Origin of the sequence: Ensifer oleiphilus (assembly GCF_013371465.1) — a bacterium.
GTDB classification, from domain to species: domain Bacteria; phylum Pseudomonadota; class Alphaproteobacteria; order Rhizobiales; family Rhizobiaceae; genus Ensifer; species Ensifer oleiphilus.
The window spans coordinates 1,017,827-1,039,317 of record NZ_JABWDU010000003.1 but is presented as its reverse complement, the minus strand read 5'-3'; the positions used below and the strand labels follow the sequence as shown (position 1 = coordinate 1,039,317).

At 62.7% G+C, this 21,491-nt stretch carries 18 protein-coding genes; 4 read left to right on the top strand and 14 right to left on the bottom strand.

Annotated elements, in window-relative coordinates; translation table 11 throughout:
* Positions 1-891: an ABC transporter permease gene (locus HT585_RS17330; RefSeq protein ID WP_425513763.1), complete on the bottom strand. Its 891-nt coding sequence runs from the start codon at positions 889-891 to the stop codon at positions 1-3.
* Between the two features lie 69 nt (positions 892-960).
* A complete protein-coding gene (locus HT585_RS17325; protein ID WP_176354077.1) occupies positions 961-2,037 on the bottom strand; it encodes an ABC transporter ATP-binding protein in 1,077 nt (358 codons plus the stop codon).
* Between the two features lie 576 nt (positions 2,038-2,613).
* Here HT585_RS17325 and HT585_RS17320 point away from each other — a divergent pair.
* Entirely contained in the window at positions 2,614-3,624 is a 1,011-nt protein-coding gene (locus HT585_RS17320; protein WP_176354076.1) for a GntR family transcriptional regulator, read from the top strand.
* Between the two features lie 93 nt (positions 3,625-3,717).
* Here HT585_RS17320 and HT585_RS17315 read toward each other — a convergent pair whose 3' ends face one another.
* From HT585_RS17315 to HT585_RS17295, 5 genes are read right to left on the bottom strand one after another with little or no spacing between them, the layout of a single operon-like run.
* The gene (locus HT585_RS17315; RefSeq protein WP_176354075.1) at positions 3,718-4,689 is read right to left on the bottom strand and encodes a 5-oxoprolinase subunit C family protein; all 972 of its coding nucleotides are present in this window, start codon (positions 4,687-4,689) and stop codon (positions 3,718-3,720) included.
* On the bottom strand, positions 4,679-5,554 hold the full coding sequence (locus HT585_RS17310; protein WP_176354074.1) for a 5-oxoprolinase subunit B family protein: 876 nt from the start codon (positions 5,552-5,554) through the stop codon (positions 4,679-4,681). Before HT585_RS17310 ends, HT585_RS17315 begins: the two co-directional genes overlap by 11 nt.
* Positions 5,554-6,939 carry an acetyl-CoA carboxylase biotin carboxylase subunit gene (locus tag HT585_RS17305; protein WP_176354073.1) on the bottom strand — a complete coding sequence of 462 codons (1,386 nt, stop codon included), beginning with the start codon at positions 6,937-6,939 and terminating at the stop codon, positions 5,554-5,556. The genes HT585_RS17310 and HT585_RS17305 overlap by 1 nt, the downstream gene beginning before the upstream one ends.
* Positions 6,936-7,178 (bottom strand): acetyl-CoA carboxylase, encoded by a 243-nt coding sequence (locus HT585_RS17300; RefSeq protein ID WP_176354072.1) that lies wholly within the window; start codon positions 7,176-7,178, stop codon positions 6,936-6,938. Before HT585_RS17300 ends, HT585_RS17305 begins: the two co-directional genes overlap by 4 nt.
* A gap of 16 nt (positions 7,179-7,194) precedes the next feature.
* On the bottom strand, positions 7,195-7,971 hold the full coding sequence (locus HT585_RS17295; RefSeq protein ID WP_176354071.1) for a 5-oxoprolinase subunit PxpA: 777 nt from the start codon (positions 7,969-7,971) through the stop codon (positions 7,195-7,197).
* Positions 7,972-8,258: 287 nt separating this feature from the next.
* Between HT585_RS17295 and HT585_RS17290 the strand changes: the two genes are divergently transcribed.
* Entirely contained in the window at positions 8,259-9,185 is a 927-nt protein-coding gene (locus HT585_RS17290; RefSeq protein WP_176354070.1) for a LysR family transcriptional regulator, read from the top strand.
* Between the two features lie 24 nt (positions 9,186-9,209).
* Here the strand turns inward: HT585_RS17290 and proC are convergent, their stop codons facing one another.
* From proC to HT585_RS17260, 6 genes are read right to left on the bottom strand one after another with little or no spacing between them, the layout of a single operon-like run.
* Positions 9,210-10,031 (bottom strand): pyrroline-5-carboxylate reductase, encoded by an 822-nt coding sequence (gene proC, locus HT585_RS17285; protein ID WP_176354069.1) that lies wholly within the window; start codon positions 10,029-10,031, stop codon positions 9,210-9,212.
* Between the two features lie 48 nt (positions 10,032-10,079).
* A complete protein-coding gene (locus HT585_RS17280; protein ID WP_176354068.1) occupies positions 10,080-11,612 on the bottom strand; it encodes an AMP-binding protein in 1,533 nt (510 codons plus the stop codon).
* A gap of 21 nt (positions 11,613-11,633) precedes the next feature.
* A complete protein-coding gene (locus HT585_RS17275) occupies positions 11,634-13,400 on the bottom strand; it encodes an ABC transporter permease subunit (RefSeq protein WP_176354067.1) in 1,767 nt (588 codons plus the stop codon).
* Positions 13,397-14,476, bottom strand: coding sequence for an ABC transporter ATP-binding protein (locus HT585_RS17270; protein WP_176354066.1), 1,080 nt, complete (start codon positions 14,474-14,476; stop codon positions 13,397-13,399). Before HT585_RS17270 ends, HT585_RS17275 begins: the two co-directional genes overlap by 4 nt.
* 11 nt (positions 14,477-14,487) lie before the next feature.
* A complete protein-coding gene (locus HT585_RS17265; RefSeq protein ID WP_176354065.1) occupies positions 14,488-15,564 on the bottom strand; it encodes a polyamine ABC transporter substrate-binding protein in 1,077 nt (358 codons plus the stop codon).
* A 57-nt stretch (positions 15,565-15,621) separates the two neighbouring features.
* Positions 15,622-16,392, bottom strand: coding sequence for an enoyl-CoA hydratase/isomerase family protein (locus HT585_RS17260; RefSeq protein ID WP_176354064.1), 771 nt, complete (start codon positions 16,390-16,392; stop codon positions 15,622-15,624).
* A gap of 148 nt (positions 16,393-16,540) precedes the next feature.
* Between HT585_RS17260 and HT585_RS17255 the strand changes: the two genes are divergently transcribed.
* Positions 16,541-17,365: an IclR family transcriptional regulator gene (locus HT585_RS17255; protein ID WP_176354063.1), complete on the top strand. Its 825-nt coding sequence runs from the start codon at positions 16,541-16,543 to the stop codon at positions 17,363-17,365.
* A 352-nt stretch (positions 17,366-17,717) separates the two neighbouring features.
* Positions 17,718-18,872, top strand: a complete 1,155-nt coding sequence (locus tag HT585_RS17250; RefSeq protein WP_176354062.1) for an amidohydrolase — start codon at positions 17,718-17,720, stop codon at positions 18,870-18,872.
* A gap of 313 nt (positions 18,873-19,185) precedes the next feature.
* Here HT585_RS17250 and HT585_RS17245 read toward each other — a convergent pair whose 3' ends face one another.
* On the bottom strand, positions 19,186-20,340 hold the full coding sequence (locus HT585_RS17245; RefSeq protein ID WP_176354061.1) for an RHE_PE00001 family protein: 1,155 nt from the start codon (positions 20,338-20,340) through the stop codon (positions 19,186-19,188).
* Positions 20,341-21,491: the final 1,151 nt, after the last annotated feature.

Here is a 21,491-nt window from a genome sequence, read left to right as displayed (position 1 = left end):
TCAGAGCTCCTTCCTGAGATCGACGATCCTGAGCAGTGCGGCCACAACCGCGCCCATCAGGATGGTAAGCACGACGCCGGCGACCGCCGCGAAGGCCCATTTCAGCGAACCGACCTGGGTGACGATGATGTTTCCGAGCAGGTTGACCTTGCGGCCCGACAGGGCGGCCGAGGTCGCGAATTCACCGAGGACCATGACCGAGACGAAGATCGCACCGACAACCACGCCCGGCATCGACAGCGGCAGGATGATCGTGCGGAAGATCCGCCAGAAGCCGGCACCCAAATCCTGGGCGGCCTCGATGATCGACGTGTCGATGCGGCCGAGCATGAAGGCGATCGGCCCGACCATGAACACGCAGTAGATCTGGGTCATGCCGATGATCACCGACAGTTCGGAAAACAGCAGCACCTCGATCGGTGCGTCGGTGATCCCGAGGTTCATCAGGATCATGTTGATCGCGCCCTCCTTGCCGAGCATCGGGCGCCAGGCGAGAACGCGGATCAGGAACGAGGTCCAGAAGGGGATAACGCACAGAACCAGGAGCACCGTCTGCAGTGCCTTGTTCTTCACGAACAGCCCGACGAAAAGGGCGGCGGGATAGCCGACCACCACTGTGGCGACGAGCACGATCAACCAGATGCGCACCGTGGTCCACAGCGCACCGAGATAGGTGTCGCTGGTGAAGAAGGTGACCCAGCTCTTCAGCGTCAGCGTCGGCTCGATGGTGAAGGTCGTCTGCGTCCAGAAGGACACATAGACCATCATCAGCATGGGCAGGACGAGGAAGAGGCTCATCCAGATGACACCGGGTGCCAGCAGCCAAAGCGCCTTGCCCGGTGACTTCTTCTCGACGACGGGTTCTGTTTCCGTCTGCTCCGCAACGGCCATCATGCTCATCTCTCATTCTCCGGGCGGGAACGGTGCGGCGCACAAGCGCCGGGTTTTGCGAAAACGGGTTCAGGCATAGACAAGGGCGTCCTCGCGCTTCCAAACGAGCGCGTAGCGGCCCTGTTCGGCATAGGTTTCGGGCGCGGCATGGCTGAGGTGGCTCTCGACTTCGAAAACCTTGCCGTCATCGAGCGCAAAGAAGGAATTGACCGCGGCACCGGAATATTCGCTTGCGACGAAATTGGCCTCGATCCGGATCTCGTCCTCGGCAATGGCAGTGTCGCGCGGGCGGACCGAAACCCGATCGTAGCGGATCGCATAGGCAGGCGATGCCGCCCGCGTCGGCGCTGACGCGCCAAGTGCAAATCGCCCGACACCGCCGACGAAAGCGCCGCCTTCGATGCGTCCTGCAAAAAGGTTGTAGCAGTTGAGAAAGCGGGCAACGGCCGGAGACGCGGGCCTGTTGTAGACGGTATCGGAATCGGCCGACTGGGCGATGCGGCCGCTTTCGAGCACCAGGACCGTGTCACCCATGCCGAGAGCCTCGGCCTCGCTGCCGGTGACATGCAGGAAGGTGACGCCGCAGCGCTCGCGGATCGCCCTCAACTCCGCCCGCATGCGGGCGCGCAGATTGGCGTCGAGCGCGCCGAGCGGCTCGTCGAGAAGCACCATGCGCGGCTCGGTGACCAGCGTGCGCGCGAGCGCGACGCGCTGGCGCTGGCCGCCTGAGATCTGGGTAACCGCCCTGCCCTCGAGGCCGGACAGTCCGACGAGGCTGATGATATCGCGCACCCTGGCGTCGACGATGCGTCGGTCGGTGACAGGATCGACATCCCTGTTTTCCAGGCCGAAGGCGATGTTCTGCGCGACGGACAGATGTGGAAAGAGCGCAAAGTTCTGGAAGACGAAGCCGATGCCGCGCTGGTGCGGCGCCACGGTGTCGATGCGCTTGCCGTCAAACAGGATCGCGCCTGCATCCGGATGCTCGAAACCGGCAATGACTCTTAGGAGCGTCGTCTTGCCGGATCCGCTCGGCCCGAGAAGCGAGATATAGGCATCGCCGGGCAAGGCGAGATCGATGCCGTTGAGCGCGCGCATGTCGCCGTAGGCTTTGGTGATGCTCTTGAGCTGAAGGACCGTCGACATTGGTTTCCTGCCAGTTTGCCGCCGAGACGCTCACCACCCAAAGCTTCGCCATCGCCGGAGCCAACGAGACATCCGAACGGACATGCGATTGCTGTCGCGCATGGTCACATGCGCGTCGGGAAGGAAGGTCCTTTGCGGTTCAAAAAATAAGTTCCACCTGCACGCTTCTTCTGAGCGCTTGCATGTCACGAACAATGACATGAATGATTTTTGTATGCAATAGACTTTTATTCGTCTTTTATCTCGACGTGAAATGCGCCATCATCCCGACACGCCATCGCAGACGCCGGCCTCGGCCGGAAAATGCGCCGGACAATCATATATACCGTGCAATCTGCAGTTCCTACACGCTCCAGCGCACCATATAGAAGCAACTTGCAGGGCTCCAACGGCACCCACCTTTGCCGGATCCGTCGTCACGTATCACGCTGCTCTTGGCGATGCATGACAGGCAATCGCACATTTAATTTGCCATCTCGTATGCAAAATGCATTTATTTTCAGCTGTCACATTCCCCGGCAAGTGGCGTAAAGAAAGAGGATAAAATTGCCAGCCAAACGGAAGACGCCCGATCGCATGAGCGAGCCACGCCTCGGCCAGAATACCCAGCGCCGCTACGAAATTGCCGAGGACGTTCTGCGCAGCAATATCGCCGACGGCATCCTGCCGGCCGGTCTTGTTCTGCTTGAAGGGCCGATCGCCGAGATACTGCAGATCTCGCGGGCGCCGGTTCAGCGCGCGCTGCTGCAATTGGAAAGCGACGGCCTGGTCCACCGCTTCAAGGGGCGCGGCTATCTGGTCGGACCGCCCGGTCGGGCGATCGAACCCAACCGCACCGACATCAAGTCGCTCGGGCTCACCATCCCGCAGCATGCCGACGAGGCACTGCAAAGCCGCTCGTCCTGGGAACGCATCTACACCGAGATCGAGAACGACGTCGCCGGCTGCGTCATCTTCGGCCAGTACCGCATCATCGAAAACGAACTCGCCAACCACTTCAGCGTCAGCCGCACCGTCGTGCGCGACGTGCTGACACGGCTGCGCGAACGCGGGCTGGTGCGCAAGAACCAAAGCTCGCACTGGATCGCCGGCCCGCTGACGGCCCAGACCGTCAAGGACCATTTCATGCTGCGCCGTCTGCTCGAGCCGCAGGCGCTTGCCCTCGGCGCCAGCCATATCGACAGGGATCGGCTTGCTGTCTTGTTTAGCCGGCTCAGCGAACTCGACAGCGCGCAATCGGCCGACGCCTGGCAGAGCCTCGAGGACATCCGCGCGCAGTTTACCGAGTGCTGCGTGCTGGCCATGCCGAACGAGCGGCTGCGCGAACTGATCCGCAACAACTTGCTTCCGGTCACCGCGACGGAACGGCTGCTGCGGCAGCTCGGCCTTCCGGGCGATCCCGCGGTGATCGCGGAAATCCGGCTGATCGTGGAATTGATGACGCGTGGTGCGACCGCGGCGGCGGCAGCGATGCTGGAGAACCACATCGACGCCTCGATGAACCGGACGATCGCGCAGATGAAAATCGTCGCGATCATTCCGGGTCCGAGCGTCACCGCGGCGTATCTGACCCGCGTCGTCGAATAGGCGAGCGCCTTCGGTGGCGTTGTTGAGCGCGGCTACCGATTTTCCCTTTCGATGCCCACGCTCCATCCTGCCCTCCGTCTCCTCCGTTTCCGCTCAGCGCAGCGACGCGCGCAGCGCTTCCAGCCGGTCGTTTTCCTCAGCCCGCGCCGCCAGTGCCTCATCCATCGTCACCTCGATGAAGCGCGTCGGCGTATGCGGCTGCATCTGGCCGATCAGATCCATGTCGGCGGAGATCACGGTTCCAAGCATGAAGTAGCCGCCGCCGGACACCGCGTCGCGATGCAGGATGATCGGCTCGGTTCCACCGGGAACCTGGATGGAGCCGTAGGGGTAGCAGCTGTCGACGATGTTGGACGGGTCGGAGCCGGCGCCGAACGGCTGCTCGCGCTCGACGAAGGAAAGCTTGCGACCACCGCGGAAACGGTAGCCCATGCGGTCTGCTTCCGGCGCCACCTTCCATTCGTCGGCAAAGAAGCTCTGCTTGGCCTCGTCGGAGAGCCGATCCCAGTAGAGACCGGGCAGGACGCGCAATGCCACGAGTGCCGCAGGCAGGCGCCGCAATTGCTCAGCCACCGAACGGGCTTCACCGGACCCGTTGGCTGCGCCAATCGGCAGTTCGTCGCCGGCGGCAAGCGGCCGGCCCTTGTAGCCGCCGAGCGCGCCGATCGGATAGGTCGAGCGGCTGCCAAGCGCCAGCGGCACGTCGATGCTGCCCGCAACGGCAATGTAGATGCGGGCGCCGGATTTGAGGAAATCGAAGGTCAGCGTCTGTCCGGCGCGAACGGGGAAGGCCGTCCACCCGGGCTGCTCGACCCCGTCGACCTTTGCCGGCATGTCCGCTCCGGTCACCGCAACCAGCGTGTCTTCGGTGAATTCGAGCTTGGGCCCGAGAAACACCGCCTCGAGGCCCGCCGCACCCTCGTCGTTGCCGACGAGCAGATTGGCGGCACGCATCGCATAGCGATCCATCGCGCCCCCAAGCGGAATGCCAAGATGAAAATAACCCGGACGGCCGAGGTCCTGGACGGTGGTCGCAAGACCGTGATGCAGCACCTTAATGGTCATTGATCATGCCCTCCAGCCGGGTGTTGTAGCCAGTGATATCCTTCTGGAACTCGCGCAGATCGAAGCTGACCTCGCGAACCGGCGGGCTGAACCGCCCCTTGTCGACATCTTCGACCGCCTGGTCGTAGGCATCGCGATCGATCGGCTTGAACTTGACGATGTCGCCCGGCCGAAAGAACACCATGAACTCGCGGAGATAGCTGGTGGTCTGGGTCGGGTCGAAGATCGGCATCGGCGTGATGCCGAACATCTGATAGCCACCGGCACCGCGCACCGAATAGATGCAGCCGAAGCAACCACCATGGCCGACGGTCAGCCGCGGTGTATCCGTGCGCGGGCGCAGATATTTCGGCACCTGGATCTGCCGTTGCCTTTCGACCATCTGGTACATGAACGGCAGGCCGGCAACGAAGCCGACCATCGACACGAACCAGGGCGAGCCCGAATGAGCGGCGACGAAATCGTCGACGTCGCCGTAGCCGTTGATGCGCGCGGCATAGTCGAGGTCGGTTCCCGACGGTTCCTGATGGCGCTCGCGAAAACGCATCAGTGTCTCGTGCGTCCAGGGGTCGTTATAGAAGACCGGAATTTCGACGATGCGGGTGCGGATGACGGGCTCGGCCCGTTCGGCAGCGCCCTCGATGGCGCGCACTTCCCTCAGCACGTCATCGGGCTTGATCTGATCCGGGTCGAACTTGATCTGGAACGACGCATTGGCCGGGCAGATCTCGGTGATGCCCTTGATGCCGCTCTCCTTGACGCCGTTGGCCATGGAGAGGCTCTTGAAGAAGGCTTCCAACGACATCTCGTCGCTGCATTCGACGAACAGATGCTCGTCGCCTCCGAACGTATATCGTGTCGGCATCACGCGACCTCCGCGGCACGGCCGCCATCGGCGGCGAATTCAGTTTCAAGCCATGTCTCGAGAAAGCGGGTATGAAAGGCGCCCTTGGCGATCTGCGCATCTGCAGCCAAGGCTCGATGCAACGGGATCGTCGTCGGCACGCCCTTGATCTTCAGTTGCGACAGCGCCTGTGAAAGACGCGCCAGGCACGCGGTGCGATCCTCTCCCCAGACGATCAGCTTGCCGAGCAATGAATCGTAGAACGGCGGGATGACGTACCCCTCGTAGAGCATCGTGTCGAAGCGAATGCCCTCGCCTTCCGGCACGTCGAGCCTTTCGATCCTGCCCGGCGCCGGCATAAAGCCGCGCCTCGGGTCCTCGGCATTGATCCGGCACTCGATGGCATGGCCCTTGACGGCTATGTCGGACTGGACAACCGAGAGCGAAGCGCCGGCGGCGATACGGAACATCTCCTCGACCAGATCGATGCCGGTGATCATCTCGGTCACCGGATGCTCCACCTGGATGCGGGTGTTGACCTCGATGAAGTAGAATTCGCGGGTCTCGTCGTCGTAGAGATATTCGACCGTACCTGCCCCACGGTAACCGACGGAACGCGCCAGCGCGACGGCGCTGTCGCAGAGCTTCTGCCTCACCTCGGGCGGGACCAGGAAGGACGGTGCTTCTTCCCAGACTTTCTGCCGGCGCCGCTGCAGCGAGCATTCGCGCTCATAGCAATGCACGACATCCATACCGTCGCCGAGGATCTGCACCTCGACGTGGCGGGCGCGGGTGATGACCTTTTCCAGATAGAGGCCGCCATCTCCAAAGGATGCCAGCGCTTCGGCGGACGCCTGCGGAAACTGCGTTTCGAGTTCGGCCGGATCGTTGGCGATACGGATACCGCGGCCACCGCCGCCGGCTGCCGCCTTGATCATCACGGGAAAGCCGGTGCGCTCTGTTACGGCAAGCGCTTCCGTCAGGCTGGAAATCCGGCCGTCGCTGCCCGGAACCGTCGGCACGCCGGCCTTTTCGGCAACGGTGCGGGCGGCGACCTTGTCACCCAGCAGCCGAATGGCGTCGCCGGACGGACCGATGAAGATGAGGCCGGCGGCAACCACCGCATCGGCGAAGTCGCCATTTTCCGACAGGAAACCGTAGCCGGGATGAACCGCATCGACATTGGCGCGCTTGGCTGCCGCAATCACCGCTTCGATGTTGAGATAGGATTTTTTTGGCGCCGGCGGCCCGATCTCGATCGCCTCGTCGGCGAGCTTGACGGCCAGCATGTCGGCGTCGGCGGCGCTATAGACCTGGACCGTACGGATACCGAGCGCCTTGGCGGCGCGGATGATGCGGACGGCGATTTCGCCGCGATTGGCAACGAGAACCGAGCGCAGTTTCATTGCTCGACCTCGGCGATCACCTGGCCGGCCATGACAGGCTCTTCATTGTCGACGAGAAAGCGGATGTTGCCGCCGGCCACGCCGGCCTGGATCTCCTGAAAAGTCTTCATGACTTCGATCAGGCCGATGGCGTCGCTGGAAGAGACCGCGTCACCATCCGTCTTGAAGGGCGGGACATCCGGAGCAGGCGAGCGATAGAAGGTTCCTGGAAGGGGCGATCGGATTTCGTGCTTGCTCATGGTTGCCTCCGCTATGTTATCTGGTTTTGACCTGAGAGACGGGAGCGATGCGAATGCCCTCGGCACTCAGCGCCTCCCGCATGAGGCGCACGATATCGAGCGCGCCCAGCGTATCGGAATGAAAGCAGATGGATTCGAACGGCACATCGACGTCGGCGCCAGTGACAGTGCGCACCCGGCCTTCCCGGCAGGCGCGGACGACCTTGCGGGCGATTGCCGCGGCATCCGGCCGACCGGCATCGCGAGTAAAGACGATCGAGCCGCTGTCGTCATAATCGCGGTCGGCGTAGAACTCGCGAATGACGGGCTGGCCGACTTCCTGGGCTGCAAGCTCCGTCGCCGATCCGGCCATGCAGAAGACGAAGGCATTCGGCGCGACCGTGCGCATGTATTGCATGAAGATCTGCGAAAGCTCGCGATTGACCGCCATCTCCATGTAGAGCGCGCCGTGCGGCTTCACATGCTGCAGGGGCGCGCCGTGACGGCGGGCGAATTCGCGGATCGCACCGACCTGGTAGACCATGTCGTTGACGAGTTCGCGGGCAGTGCCCGCAATCCTGCGGCGGCCGAAACCCTGCAGGTCGCGATAGCCGGGATGGGCGCCGATGCCGACGCCATGTTCGGCGGCAAGCCGAACAGTCTCATCCATCAGGTTGGGATCGCCGGCATGGAAACCGGCAGCGATGTTGGCGGAGCTGATCAGCGGCATCAGCGTCGCATCGTCCGTATCGCCGATGCGCCAGCGACCGAACGCTTCTCCCATGTCGCAATTGATATCGACGACGTCGAGCAATGCCTCATCCCTCTGTTGCAGGTCGCTCTCCTGGAGATTGCTCTCCCGGCAACCCTGACCTCTGGAGAAACGCTAGGGTGAAACACGGCATTTGAAAAATTCTATTTTCATATGGCTTGAATCTGATTTTCAGAATTCGCAGTTGCAAAAACCCCGCTTGAAAATTAGCGTCTTTAGAATGACTTGCGGAGGAATGCCTGAGGAATGGCCAGCTGGCTGCTCAAAGGCGCGGCAGGCTTTCTGATTTTCGAAGCCATCGTATCAAATAATCAGATGGGAAATGCGCCATGTCGATCAGCCTTCGCCAGCTTCGCTATTTCGTAGCAACCGCCGAGCTTGGCCAGATATCGCAGGCGGCGATCGATCTTTCGATCTCCCAATCCGCAGTGACCACGGCTATCAAAGAGCTGGAGCGCATCGTCGGCGCCAACCTGTTTTTGCGCACGCCGAGCGGCATGGACCTGACGATGGCGGGGCGGGAGTTCCTCTCGCACGCCTACGAGATCCTGAAGAAGGTGGACGAGGCGACGCATCTCAACGTCGTCAGCAGCGCCGTCGAGGGTACGCTGGCGATCGCCGCCACCTATACCGTCATCGGCTATTTCTTGCCGCAGCACATCGAACGGCTGCGGCGTCTGTTTCCAAAACTGGAACTGCAGCTGTTCGAACTGAAGCGGGAATCGATTGAAGAGGGACTGCTCACCAACCGCTACGACATGGCGGTGCTCCTGACCTCGAATATCCTCAATCCGGCACTGACGACAGAAAAGCTGATGAGTTCGACGCGGCGGCTCTGGGTGCCCGCCCAGCATCCGCTGCTGCAGCGCGACAGCGTCGGCTTTCGCGAGATCGCCGAGGAACCCTACATCATGCTGACGGTCGACGAAGCCGCCCACTCGTCGCTGAAATACTGGAGCACTTCGACCTATCAGCCGCGCGTCATTCTTCGGACTTCGTCGGTAGAGGCGGTGCGCTCGCTGGTCGCCAACGGCCAGGGCGTCGCCATCCTGTCCGACATGGTCCACCGCCCCTGGTCGCTCGAGGGCAGGCGCATCGAGACGATCAACGTGCGCGATCCCGTGCCTGCCATGGATGTCGGCCTTGCCTGGCGGCGCGGCGCGGACTTCACGCCGCCGATGCAGGCGCTGCGCTCCTATTTCCAACAGACGTTTCATCTTCCCGGCGTGCGCGACGCGTCGTTTACCACGCCCTGACACGGGTGCATCTTCGGCTGGCGATCAGGTAGGTATTGCAAGTTCCAGCGCCCGGCGATGCGCCGCTTCAGCGGCCCGTTTCACCAGATCGGCCAGTCCCGGCTCGGTCATGAGGACCTCAAGGGCGGCAGCCGTCGTGCCGTTCGGGCTGGTTACCTGCTGGCGCAGCTCTGCCGGCGAAAAGGCGCTGGTGCTGGCGAGAGCGGCAGCGCCACCAACGGTCTGCTTTGCCAAGGCGAGAGCAGTCTCCGCCGACAGACCAACGGCAACGCCCGCATCTGCCAGACACTCGATGAAATGGAAGAGATAGGCCGGCCCAGAGCCGGATATCGCCGTTGCCGCATCGACGAGCCTTTCCTCCGTCAACCAGTGAACGCTGCCGACGGCCCCTAGAAGGTCGGTTACATACGCCAACTGACCGTCGTCGGTATGCGCGTTTGCAAAGGCAGCAATCACCCCCTTGCCGATCGATGCCGGCATGTTGGGCATGGCGCGAACGATCGCAGCTTCGCCAAGCGTTGTCTCGAAGGTCGAGATCGGCACGCCGGCGGCGATGCTGACAAACACCGCGGCGTCCGTGAACCGGTGGTATGCGCCAAGCATCGAGCCGACGATCTGCGGTTTTACGGCGATAATGACGGCGTGCGGACGCAAGGCAGCCGGCAAGCCGGCCGCATCGTCATAAACCGTTGCGCCACGAGCGACTGCACGTTGGCGAAGAGGTTCCCCAGGCTCGACCACATGAATGCCGGCCGCAGGAATACCGGCCCTATCAACCCAGCCTTCGAGCAGGGCAAAGCCCATGTTGCCGCAGCCGACCAGCACGATTTCGCCTGAGTGATCCATCGCGTCGCTTTCCTTCATTCGTTGTGTCGGCGTAAAACACCGCAGCCCTTACTGCCGTGCCAGTCGATCCCAGCAATCGTCGAGGGCAGCAGGCAGCCGATGCTTCATGATGCGCTGGCTGGGCGTGCGCTCGAACTCGTCGACGACGGCGATGTAGCGTGGGTTCTGGTAGGGCGCGAGCCGATGGGCGAGCCATCCCGACAGGTCGATCGGATCGATGGCGCTACCCGGCTTCGGTTTGACGAAGAGCTTGATATCCTGCTCGCCGACATCGGCGGCGACGCCGATCATGGCGCAATCCTCAACCGCTGGATAGGCGGCGGCAACGTGCTCTACCTCCCAGGCGGAAACGTTCTCGCCCTTGCAGCGGACGCTGTCGGTCAGCCGCCCATGGAACCAGAGATTGCCGTCGGCATCGAAGGAACCGGAATCGCCGGTGTGCAGCGCACCGTTGCGCAGGGCCTTTTCGGTCGCTTCCGGATTGCGAAGGTAGCCCTTGAACAGGGCGCCCTCAAGCGACGTGCGCACGACGATCTCGCCCTTGTCGCCTGTCGGCACCGGCTCGCCCTTTTCATCGAGGATATCGACCGAGAACCAGGGCATCGGTTGCCCGACGGCACCGACGACACCGGTGGCGTTGCAGGTGGTGATGCTGGAGGCTTCGGTCATGCCGTAGCACTCGCGCATCTCGACGCCGAAGCGTTCCTTGAACAGGGGCCAGACCTCCTTCGGGCAGCCACCGCCCCAAGCGATCCGCACTGGATGGTCGTGATCCCGCTCGCTTTCGGGCTGCTTCAAAAGGATCTGCAGGATGCCGCCGAGATAGTGGATGTGGGTTGCGCCGTATCTGCGCACCTGATCCCAGAAGCGGCTGGCACTGAACTTGTCGACCATGGCAAGCGACAGGTCCTCGATGATCGGCAGCACGATCAGCTGCGCACCGCCGATATGATAGAGCGGCTCCCAGACGAAGAAGACATCGCCGGGGCCGGCGACCGAAAGCGTCCGCACCGCTTCGCCGGCGAGCCGGATCATGCCGTGGGTCACCAGCACGCCCTTCGGCCGACCGGTGGTGCCGGAGGTATACATGATCGCAAACAGATCGTCGGCGGCAGGCGGCTCCTCGCCGAAGGCGGCGCCCGACGACAGGATTGTCTCGAGAGAAGCCGCACCGGTCTGTTCGCCCGCGAGAATGAGCCCGGCCGTTGGCAACACGGCACCGCTTTCGCCGATCGTATCGGCAAGCTCCGCGTCGCAGATGATGACGCCCGGCTCGCAATGCTCCAGAATGTAGCGCAGGCCTTCGCCGCGCTGCTGGGCGTTGACCGGCACCCAGACGACGCCCGCCTTGGCAAGACCGAAGAGGACGGCAAGCGACAGGCGCGAATTGCGCATCATGACAGCGGCACGATCGCCGGATTTCAGGCCGCGTTGGCGAAGCTCGGCGGCAAGCGCCGAGGACATCGCGTCAAGGGCGGCAAAGGTGATCGGCTCGCCGTTGAAACGGGCGAACACCTGTTCCGGTTTGCGGGCAGCCTTGGTCGTGAAGCTTCCGAGGAAGCCTTCGAGAGAAACGGTCATGGGAGGATCTCGGATAAGGAGTCAGGTGGAGCGGCGGAGTTTTTCCGCCGCCAGGAGAAGTGTTGTCACGACGATGAAGACGACAACCGAAACCGCCGCGAGCGTCGGATTGAGCTGAAGGATCATGTCGTCCCACATCTGCTTCGGCAGGGTCGTCTTGACGCCGCCGCTGACGAAGATCGCTACGGTCAGCTCGTCGAACGAGGTGATGAAAGCAAAGAGGAACGCTGCCGTCAGGCCGCTCTTGATCAGCGGCACGGTCACGAACCGCAGCGCCTGGACCCGGTTTGCCCCGAGCGTAGCCGCAGCCTGGTCGAGCCGCCAGTCATAGCTCTTCAGCACCGCGGCGATGGCCACGAAGGCAAAGGGCAGCGCCAGAACCGTGTGCCCGATCACCAGGCCGAGGTCGGTGGCAACAAGGCCCATCTGGGCGAAGAGATAGAACAGGCCGACGGCGATGACGATGCGCGGCACGATCATCGGCGCCAGGAAGAAGGCGAAGATGATGCCGCGCCAGCGCGAGCGCGAGCGGGCAAGTGCCAGCGCCGCGGAGCCGCCGATCACCGTTGCAACGATGGCGGTCGCGAAGGCGACACCGAACGAGCGGATGGTGGCTGCCACCCAGAGGTCGGAGGTGAAGTAGGTCCGGAACCATTCCAGGCCGTAACCCGGCGGCGGGAACTCGAGGAACTGCGAGCTGGTAAAGGCGATCGGCAGGACGACGAGCGTCGGCAGCATCAGGAAGGCGAACATCATGAGGCTGTAGATGCCGAGCATGCGGCTCGAAACCGCCGGCCCCAGCAAAGCGTGACTGCCGGACGCAACGGCGCTGCTGATGCTTGCGACCCGGTCGAGGATCGCCAGACCGAGGGCGCGCAGGAAACCGGTTTTGCCGGCCTTGCCGTCGGACGGTTCACCCGAGAGGCTGGAAAGGCCGAAGACCCGATCGTAAACCCAGCACGTGATCAGGGCTGCTGCCAGCATCATGGCGGCGAGAGCGCCTGCGAAGGCCCAATTCAGGATTTCCTGGACCTGCACGATGATCAACTGCGCCAGCATCGTCTGCTGACGGCCGCCAAGCAGCGCCGGAACGATGAAGAAACCGAGCGAGGAGATGAAGGTCAGCAGGCCGGCAGCCGCAGCGCCCGGAAGCGAGAGCGGGAAATAGACGAGCCAGAAGCCCTTTGCAGGGGTCGCACCCAGCGTCCCCGATGCCTGCGTCAGCCGGCGATCGATGCCGGTCATGACCGGCAGCATGGTGAGGATGGCGAGCGGAACCATGGCATGGACCATGCCGATCATCACGCCGAGTTCGTTGTGCAAGAGCTCGAGCGGCTGGCTGAGCAGACCCGATCCAAGGCCGATCTGGTTGATAACGCCGGTACGGCCGAGCACAATGACCCACGCAAAACTCTTGACGAGGTAACTCGTCCAGAACGGCACCATGACGAGCAGGATCATCGTCCCTCGCGTCCGGTCCGGCAGACGCGACAGCCAGTAGGCGAGCGGATAGCCGAGCACGAGCGAGAAGAGCGTCGTCAGTCCGGCGATGCGGAAAGTGATCAGGAGAACACGGAAGTAGACGTCGGTCTCGAAGATCCGCCCATAGTGGCTCGCGGTCATCGCACCGGTGTCGGCGTCCTCGAGGCTGAGGCCCATCAGCCTCGCAACCGGGACGAGGAAGAAGATCAGCAAGAAAGCGATACCCGGCACGGCCAGCCAAAGCGGACCGAAACGGAAGCGGTTGGGACGCGCGGCGCGCGCTGGGGTCACGGCCGTGGCGGTCATGGCGTCACCAACACGGCCGCTTCGGGCGCCCAGCTCAGCCTGATGGTTTCGCCAATGCTCGGCAACGGCTTGCCGGGAAGGACACGAACAGTGACCAGTTCGCCGGCCGTGATGTCGACAAGCAGACGGGTTTCCGATCCCGCATAGACAACCTCTGCCACCCGCCCGCTGATCTCGTTTGCACCGGTCGAGCCGAGTTCGAGATGCTCCGGCCGCACCACCAACGCCATCTCGGCATTGTTGGAAAGACCGGTGCCATCGATCCGGTAGCGGCCGCTTTCGGTTGAAAGATGGGCGACACCGCCGGAGCCAATCTCGACGCGGCCGCGGAAGATGTTGGAGATGCCGATGAAATCGGCGGCAAAGGCGGTGCGCGGCCGGCTGTAGATCTCCTGCGGCGGGCCGATCTGCTCGACCATGGCGTGGTTCATCAGGCAGATGCGGTCGGACAGCGCCAGCGCCTCCTCCTGATCGTGCGTCACATAGATGATCGTGGCGCCGGTCTGCCGGTGCAGCCGCTTGATCTCGAACTGCATGTGTTCGCGCAGCTTTTTGTCGAGCGCGCCCAGCGGCTCGTCCATCAGGATGATCGAGGGCTGATAGACGAAGCAGCGTGCGAGCGCCACGCGCTGTTGCTGCCCGCCCGATAGCTCGCGCGGGAACCGCCCGGCCAGATGGCCGAGCTGCACCATATCAAGAGCACCCTTGACCTGCCTGTCGACCTCGGCACGGCTCTTGCCACGCATCTTCAAGGGAAAGCCGATGTTCTCGGCCACCGTCAGATGCGGAAACAGGGCGTAATGCTGGAAGACCAGGCCGATGTCGCGCTTGTGCACCGGCGTGTCCGTCTCGTTGCTGCCGTCGACGAACAGCCGGCCCTCCGTCGGCAAGACCAGCCCGCTGATCATCTGCAGCAAGGTGGTCTTGCCGGAGCCCGAAGGCCCGAGAAGCGTCAGGAACTCGCCGGGCTGGACCGCGACGTGCGTGGGCTTGAGAGCAACGGTGGCGCCGTAGCTCTTGGCCAATCCGTCGACGAGAAGTTTCGGGCGAGTGGCTTGTTCGGGCTTCGCGAGCATCTAATTTCCCCTTAACCCAGGATCCAGGCGTTGAAGCGCTCGGTCATCTCGGAGCGGTTGGCGCTCCACCAGTCTTCGCGCGCGATGGTCATGACCTTGAGATTGGCCTCGGAGGTTGGAAGCGCCGCGGCGCGTTCTGCCGGGATGTGCTCATAGGCCTTCAGGTTGGTCGGGCCGTAGGCGAGGAACTCGGTAAACAGCGCCTGCTGCTTCGGATCGGCGCAGAAACGGACGAACTGCCGGGCAATATCGGCGCGCGGCGAGCCCTTGGGAATGCCCCAGCCCTCGATCGAATAAAGTCCCTGGTTCCAGCCGATCTTGACCGGCGCACCGCCGTCGATGACCGCCTGGGCGCGCGCGTTCCACAGCGCGATCAGGTCGACTTCGCCGCTCTGGATCAGCTGGCTCGACTGCGCCCCGCCGGTCCACCAGACATCGACATGCGGCTTGATCCTTTCGAGGCTGGCATAGGCGCGTTCGATGTCGAGCGGGTAAAGCTCGGCGAGCGGGACGCCATCGGCAAGCAGCGCCTGTTCCAGCGTATCGATCGGGTTCTTGCGCAAGGCGCGACGGCCCGGGAATTTCTCGACATTCCAGAAATCGGCCCAGGAGCTTGGGCCGTTGGCGGCATCGAAGCGGTCGGTGCGATAGGCCATGATCGTGGAGTAGACGTCGACGCCAAGCCACAGTTCGGTGAGCGCGTCGGGCATCAGTCCGGGCACGTCGGCTGCCGGCAGGTTGATCGGCTCGAGCAGGTCGCGCTTTTCCAGAATGTCGCGGGCGGACAGCGTCAGCGTGCAGACGTCCCAGCTGTAGGATTGCGTCTCGACCATCGCGCGAAACTGCGCGGTAGGCTCGGCATCGCGGGCAACATTGATGACCTTGATGCCGGTCGCCTGTTCGAAGGGATCGTAGAATGCCTTGCGGTATCCCGGGCTGTAGGGACCGCCTGGATCGGCGACGGTCAGGGCTTCGGCGGCAAATGCGGACCGCGTGAAGACGGCAGGCGCGGCCAGGGCAACGCCCAGGCCTCCGCCGATTTTCAGAAGGCTGCGGCGATCAATCAGTATGCGTTTGTCGTTGGTCATTGTTCTACCCTCTTGTATTGGATTACGCGCCGCCTCCCATAAGCGGCCTGGCCCTTGTCAGGCCTTGCTTGCCGCACGCCGTGCGAGAAACTGTTCCATCATCCGCGCCGGCTCGCCGGAGGCGTAGGCTTCGCGCTGGATGCGGGCGCCGGCTTCGAGGCAGTCGCGGAAACCAGCCTCTGTCATCTCCCTGAAGCGCTGTTTGTCAAGGCGCATGGCGACCGGCGGCTTGGCGGCGAGTTCATGTGCCAGCGAGAGCGCTTCGTCCATGACGCGTTCCTGCGGCACGATGCGGTTGATGATGCCGATGGCCTGGCATTCTTCCGATTGCATCAGCCGGCCGCTCAGCGTCAGGTCGATGGTGCGGGAAAGACCGATCATCTCACGCATCATCCAGGGGCCTGTGGTGCTGGCGATGCCGGAGTTGATTTCCGGCTGGCCCATGCGCACGCCCGGATGCGCAATGCGGAAATCGCACAGAAGCGCCACCTGGAACGCGGAACCAGCGGCCACGCCATTGAGCGCGGCAATCAGCGGCTTCGACAGCGAGCGCATCGCATCATAGAGCCGCTCCCATTCGCCCACCCACTCCTGGCCGCGGGCGCCATCGAACGTGCGGGTCTCGTTCAGGTCCTGGCCGGCGCTGAAAGCCCGGTCGCCGGCGCCTGTGAGGATAATGGCGCGGACCGCCTCGTCTTCTTCGAAGGCCTTGAAGGCAGCAACCAGCTGCTGGCGCATCGGGCTGTGCCAGGCATTGAGGATTTCGGGGCGGTTCAGCGTGATGATGCCGACCTCGCCACGCCGTTCGGTCAGAATGAAGCGGTCCATGATTCTCTCCGTTGCAATGAAACAACTATTGCAATGCGATAATTGTTATGTCATAGTGTGATTATGTTTATTTTAGCTGTCAAGCACCTTTTCCTGGGCTTGGCGATTCTGTTATCGATATGTGGGAAACCGCAGGGGCCGGGGATACATGGCGCGCAAGGTAAGCAAGGCTACGACAGACGAAAACGAAACGTCGGGAGAAGACCGCGATCCCTTGCTGGTGCAGTCGGTGGAGAAGGCCTTCAGGGTTCTGAGAGCCTTTGACGGCCGCCGCCCCAACCTCAGCCTGTCACAGATCGCCGAGGAAACCGGGCTCGACATGAGCGCCGCCCAGCGGTTCACGCATACGCTCGCCAAGCTCGGCTATCTCGGCAAGAACCCGGACACCAAGCGCTTTGAGCTGACGGTGAAAGCGCTCGATTTCGGCTATCACTACACCCGCGCCAGCGGCTTCGTCGAACGCGGCATGCCCTATCTCCTGCACCTGAGCAAAGCGACGGAGGAGACGGTCAACCTCACCGTGCTCGACGACACCGACATCGTTTTCGTATCGCGCTTCATGAGCCGCCACGTGCTCAACAACGACGTCATCACCGGCACGCGGCTACCGGCCTATTGCACGGCACCGGGTATCGCCATCCTCTCGGGTCTGCCGGAGGACGCCGCGCACGCGATTCTGGAAAAATCGGATCTCTACCCGTTTACGCCCCATACGACCTGGGACATCGGCGCGCTGAAGACGAAGCTGAAACAATCGGCAACCCAGGGCTACGCCACGGCCTTCGAGGAGTACTTTCACGGTGACCTGTCGATCGCGGCCCCGGTGCTGGATGCCAACGGCACGCCCTACGGCGCGATCAACATCGCGGTGTCGCGCAGCCGCTATACGCCCGAAGAAACCGAAGAACGGTTTGCCCCGCTGGTGACCGCCGCCGCGCGTTCGATCTCGCTTGTCGGCGGCGCCCGGAGATAGGTGTTGAGCGCCGGGCCGATGCCTTAAGCCATGCCCTGCGCCTCGTGCCGGATGATTTCCCCCAACCGGCGGGCCTCCCGGCCGGCACCGTCAGGATCGGGATAGACCAGATACATCACCCTCGACGCACCCTCTTCATTCTCACCTTCACGGCCGCAGAGCGGTGTGTTGAGAAGACCGCAGCGCGGACGCTCCAGAGTTTTGTTTCCCGAGCATCCTGTCCCCTTCGGTGAATCCACCTGAAGAGCGGGATGCTCTGGACAGAGCCGAAACGCCACTTCACATTCGCTGCTTAGACCGAGGCCAGCTCCGCGATACGCCGCGGGCGATATTCTAGCTTGGGATGTTGGGCATGTTTTTGAATGGTGGCGAACTGGACGAGATCACCGTGTTTCGGCGCGAACTTCACCGCAGGCCGGAGCTATCCGGCCAAGAGGTCGAGACCGCGAGGACGGTGACCCAAGCGCTGCGGTCGCGCGAACCGGACGCGATCGTCACCAACCTCGGCGGACACGGTTTAGCCGCCGTCTATCAAGGAACGGCCGACGGTCCGACCGTCATGATCCGCGCCGAACTCGATGCTCTGCCGATCGAAGAGCTTTCGTCCCTGCCACACCGATCCGAAATCCTCGGCAAGGGACACCTCTGCGGACATGACGGCCACACGGCAATCCTGATGGCTCTTGCCAAAGGTCTCTCCCACAGGAGACCGGCACGCGGTCGAGCCATCCTGCTTTTCCAACCGGCCGAAGAGAATGGAGCTGGGGCCGCCGCCGTTTTGGCCGACCCGAAATTCGAAACGCTGAAACCGGATTTCGTGTTTTCGCTGCACAACTTTCCCGGCCTGCCGCTGGGGCACGTCGCCCTGGTGGAAGGTCCGGTCAATTGCGCCTCGCGCGGCATGAAGATCGTGCTTTCCGGCAAGACGTCGCATGCCTCCTGCCCGGAGGATGGCATCCCCCCGACCTTCGCCGTGGCCAGGCTTTTGGAGGAACTGACCGCCCTGGGGGCCGGCGGACGCCTCGACGCCGACTTCACGCTGGTAACGGTGACCCATGCGCGCCTTGGCGAACCCGCCTTCGGCATCAGCCCCGGCCGCGCCGAGATCTGGGCGACCTTGCGCACGCTGACCGACGCGCAAATGGCCGCCCTGGTAGAGAGCGCCGAAGCTCTGGTCCATAAACACGCGGAGGCCGGTGGTCTCGCATCGTCGATCAGCTACGAGGACATCTTCCATCAATGCAGCAACGCGCCGGAGGCCGTCGACGAACTGCGTCGTGCCCTTGCCGAAGAAGAGATCAGCCATGACAAAGGCGCGTCGACGCTGCCGATGAACGCATCGGAGGATTTCGGCCTGTTCGGGCGTGTCGCCCCCTCGGCCATGTTCTTTCTGGGGGCCGGCGAAAACCATCCTCGTCTGCACAATCCCGACTACGACTTTCCCGATGCTCTGATCGCGGTGGGTGCCCGTGCCTTTATGCGGACGATCCGCAACCTACTCGGTTAAAGTGTCGTGCAAAAGTGTTCCGCGATATTCCGATGACGAGATGCGTCAAAACAAGACCTTAATGCGCATCAAGCGAATCTGAAGGATCGCGACGCGCTTAAGTCGCCGATAGCCGGAGGCCGAACGCGATCATTGCGGCCATGCGAGTGAGAACCGACCGGCAGATCGTGCCGGCGCAATCCGGGCCGGCAACTGCCATTGTCGACCTATCGTTTAAGGTTTAGTCGCCGTCTCAACGAGCGAGAACTGCCGCGGGCAAAATTTGGCGAGACCCGACATTATGATCGGCAACGTTTGCCGACGCTGCGGTCGGCTACAAGATGCCCCAGCCGCGATAACGCCCCCTGCCTGTCATCTCCTTGGCGCCGAGTTCGCGAACCAGGTTGAGCGCACCCCTTTGGGTGACGCCCACATGCCGCGCGACAAGCCCAGCCGATACGATCGGCCGGGACAACAGAAGCTCGATCAGGCTCGGCAGGCTGCTGTTTGAACGGCGGTGGCGCACGCGCATTTCCATCTGCGTCTTGGCTAGGAACAGCCGATCCAGTTCCTTGAGACCAAGGTCTCCCGTGAGAACCTGAGCTTCGAGAAAAGCCCTCAGCCGCACCTCCTGCTCTTTCGATCGGCGTCGCTCGTGGCGGATTGTCTTCAGGCCGGTGTTGAAGCAGAGCAGATGCGACGTCACCTTGCCGCGGGCGCGCAGGTAAGCGCCGACGAGCAACCCTCCGAGCCAATGTTGCCTGCGAAGCGGCTCGATCTGTTCCCAGGCATCGAAAAGCATCGCGGCCCCAAGGCAGGCCGGCAACCGATCAGCCGCCGGGATCAACGACCGCCATGCGTCGAGCCGCGCCCCCTCATCCCACTCGTCATCGAAAAGCAGCCCCAGCTGCCCCTTGGGCTCCGGCGCGGATGGGCGCTCCGGTCCGCCAAATCCAGTCTCACCGAGTTCGCCCGCCTGCTCGTCAAGCAGGCGCTGCGACCGTTCGATCGCCGCGTCGATCTCAGCAAATTCGAGTGATAGCGGGTTCTCATCCGCATCGTCGTCAATGGCGACGTCTTCTTCTTCCACCGCCTCGGTCGGATGGCCCCTGTCCGCATCACCCGACGCAATCCCGCCAGCAACCTGCTCGCCTCGAAGAACCCCGAGACCGACGCTCGACAGAGCCCAATCCGGATCGGACAGCCAGATCCGGCGGCGCGTTCGCAGGATCACGTGCGCAATCGTCAACTCGTGCGTCGGGGTCCGGGCATCCATATGCGCATCATGCAGCACGAGGTCCTCGACGTGGACGAGTTCACCGGCGACCCAGAGGGCACTGGCGGCATCGAAGAACTGACCGCGCTCGCGGAATCCCTCGGCGACCGGGTGGCGACCGGCGCGCTCATCCAGCCGCGCGAGGCGATCTTCCGCGTCGATGGACGCAGAATACAGCGTCTGCGGGACTGAATTGGGGATATCGTATCGCATTACAATCACACGTTATTTTCGCCAAACGGAAGGAAGTCGGACGTTTTCTTCCGACACATAAGATGCGTCGTTTTACCGAATGTAGCAGTGATTGTCGTCGGTTTTCTGTGTCGATCAAACCGGAGGGCCAGATTGGCCGCCGTGGCGTTGCGATTGAGCGTGAATCGGGCTCGAATCGAACGATTTGACAGTGTCATTGTACGCTCTTGCCGGGCATTCGCAACGCATGACAGCCGACTTGACCAGGATAACACCTGCATCCTTTCTATTCCGGTAACAGCTCTAAAAGAGGCAAGAAGGGGTGCTGGCAGCGATTGGCTGACGCTCCCGCGCAAAGCGGACGGGGTTGGGAGAAGACAAAATCGGAGTCACAGATCTGTTGAGCCTGTAGGCAAGCGCAACAGGTGAGTGACGGCCGTGTTGACAGCTGTCAACTGTTGCCGGCGATACCGGAGTAGCATGATCACGCCAATTCTGGCGCACTCCGACAACAAGGAAGGTGGCCCGATGCCAGAGCCCACCCGGGAACTTCGTTACAAATGATTGCGCAACGCCACTCAGCCACAGGCGCCGCACATGCCATCACGACCGCTGGCGTTTCTCCAGAGGGGTGCTGCTGCGCCGGACAATAAAGGCGCCTTAGCCTTTACCAGGCGATGGGTCGCCCACTACCGCTCCCCAGTTCATGGCATCTACGGCGTCCCGAACAGCATCATTTCGCAGACACTCTGTCTATTCCGCGGCGAGTTGACAGCTGTCAACGGCATCCACTGTGGCCTGAAACGTCTAGAAGGAGGCGCGCCCCTCCGACGATGAGATCACAGACGACCGCAACCTCTACCAGCCTACCGGCGGCGGTAGATCTTCGTGAGGATGGGATCCTGCGCATGTTTACAGACGGAGCTAGCAAATGCCGTCACCGAAGCCCTCGCACGAAGCGGCACGGATCTCCGTCTAATCAGGGCAAACTGCCCGCTCCACGGAAGCAATCGAAGTGACAATCAATACTTAGCTCAATGTTGTTCCACAGCCGGGTTAGAGTCTTGCCCGCGTCACATTGTCCAACATCGATCAATGATCCATTGCTCGTGCGCTTTCTACGGCACTGCCGCCCAGGCCTGACCGCCAGGCGCGCAATCCAATGGCGCATA

Excerpts from the sequence above, each read along its gene's own strand:
- HT585_RS17320 (WP_176354076.1), top strand. The coding sequence starts at position 2,614 with ATGAGCGAGCCACGCCTCGGCCAGAATACCCAGCGCCGCTACGAAATT.
- HT585_RS17300 (WP_176354072.1), bottom strand. The coding sequence starts at position 7,178 with ATGAGCAAGCACGAAATCCGATCGCCCCTTCCAGGAACCTTCTATCGC.
- HT585_RS17325 (WP_176354077.1), bottom strand. The coding sequence starts at position 2,037 with ATGTCGACGGTCCTTCAGCTCAAGAGCATCACCAAAGCCTACGGCGAC.
- HT585_RS17255 (WP_176354063.1), top strand. The coding sequence starts at position 16,541 with ATGGCGCGCAAGGTAAGCAAGGCTACGACAGACGAAAACGAAACGTCG.
- HT585_RS17275 (WP_176354067.1), bottom strand. The coding sequence starts at position 13,400 with ATGACCGCCACGGCCGTGACCCCAGCGCGCGCCGCGCGTCCCAACCGC.
- HT585_RS17260 (WP_176354064.1), bottom strand. The coding sequence starts at position 16,392 with ATGGACCGCTTCATTCTGACCGAACGGCGTGGCGAGGTCGGCATCATC.
- HT585_RS17330 (WP_425513763.1), bottom strand. The coding sequence starts at position 891 with ATGGCCGTTGCGGAGCAGACGGAAACAGAACCCGTCGTCGAGAAGAAG.
- HT585_RS17265 (WP_176354065.1), bottom strand. The coding sequence starts at position 15,564 with ATGACCAACGACAAACGCATACTGATTGATCGCCGCAGCCTTCTGAAA.
- HT585_RS17310 (WP_176354074.1), bottom strand. The coding sequence starts at position 5,554 with ATGCCGACACGATATACGTTCGGAGGCGACGAGCATCTGTTCGTCGAA.
- HT585_RS17245 (WP_176354061.1), bottom strand. The coding sequence starts at position 20,340 with ATGCGATACGATATCCCCAATTCAGTCCCGCAGACGCTGTATTCTGCG.
- HT585_RS17315 (WP_176354075.1), bottom strand. The coding sequence starts at position 4,689 with ATGACCATTAAGGTGCTGCATCACGGTCTTGCGACCACCGTCCAGGAC.
- proC (WP_176354069.1), bottom strand. The coding sequence starts at position 10,031 with ATGGATCACTCAGGCGAAATCGTGCTGGTCGGCTGCGGCAACATGGGC.
- HT585_RS17280 (WP_176354068.1), bottom strand. The coding sequence starts at position 11,612 with ATGACCGTTTCTCTCGAAGGCTTCCTCGGAAGCTTCACGACCAAGGCT.
- HT585_RS17270 (WP_176354066.1), bottom strand. The coding sequence starts at position 14,476 with ATGCTCGCGAAGCCCGAACAAGCCACTCGCCCGAAACTTCTCGTCGAC.
- HT585_RS17290 (WP_176354070.1), top strand. The coding sequence starts at position 8,259 with ATGTCGATCAGCCTTCGCCAGCTTCGCTATTTCGTAGCAACCGCCGAG.
- HT585_RS17250 (WP_176354062.1), top strand. The coding sequence starts at position 17,718 with ATGTTTTTGAATGGTGGCGAACTGGACGAGATCACCGTGTTTCGGCGC.
- HT585_RS17305 (WP_176354073.1), bottom strand. The coding sequence starts at position 6,939 with ATGAAACTGCGCTCGGTTCTCGTTGCCAATCGCGGCGAAATCGCCGTC.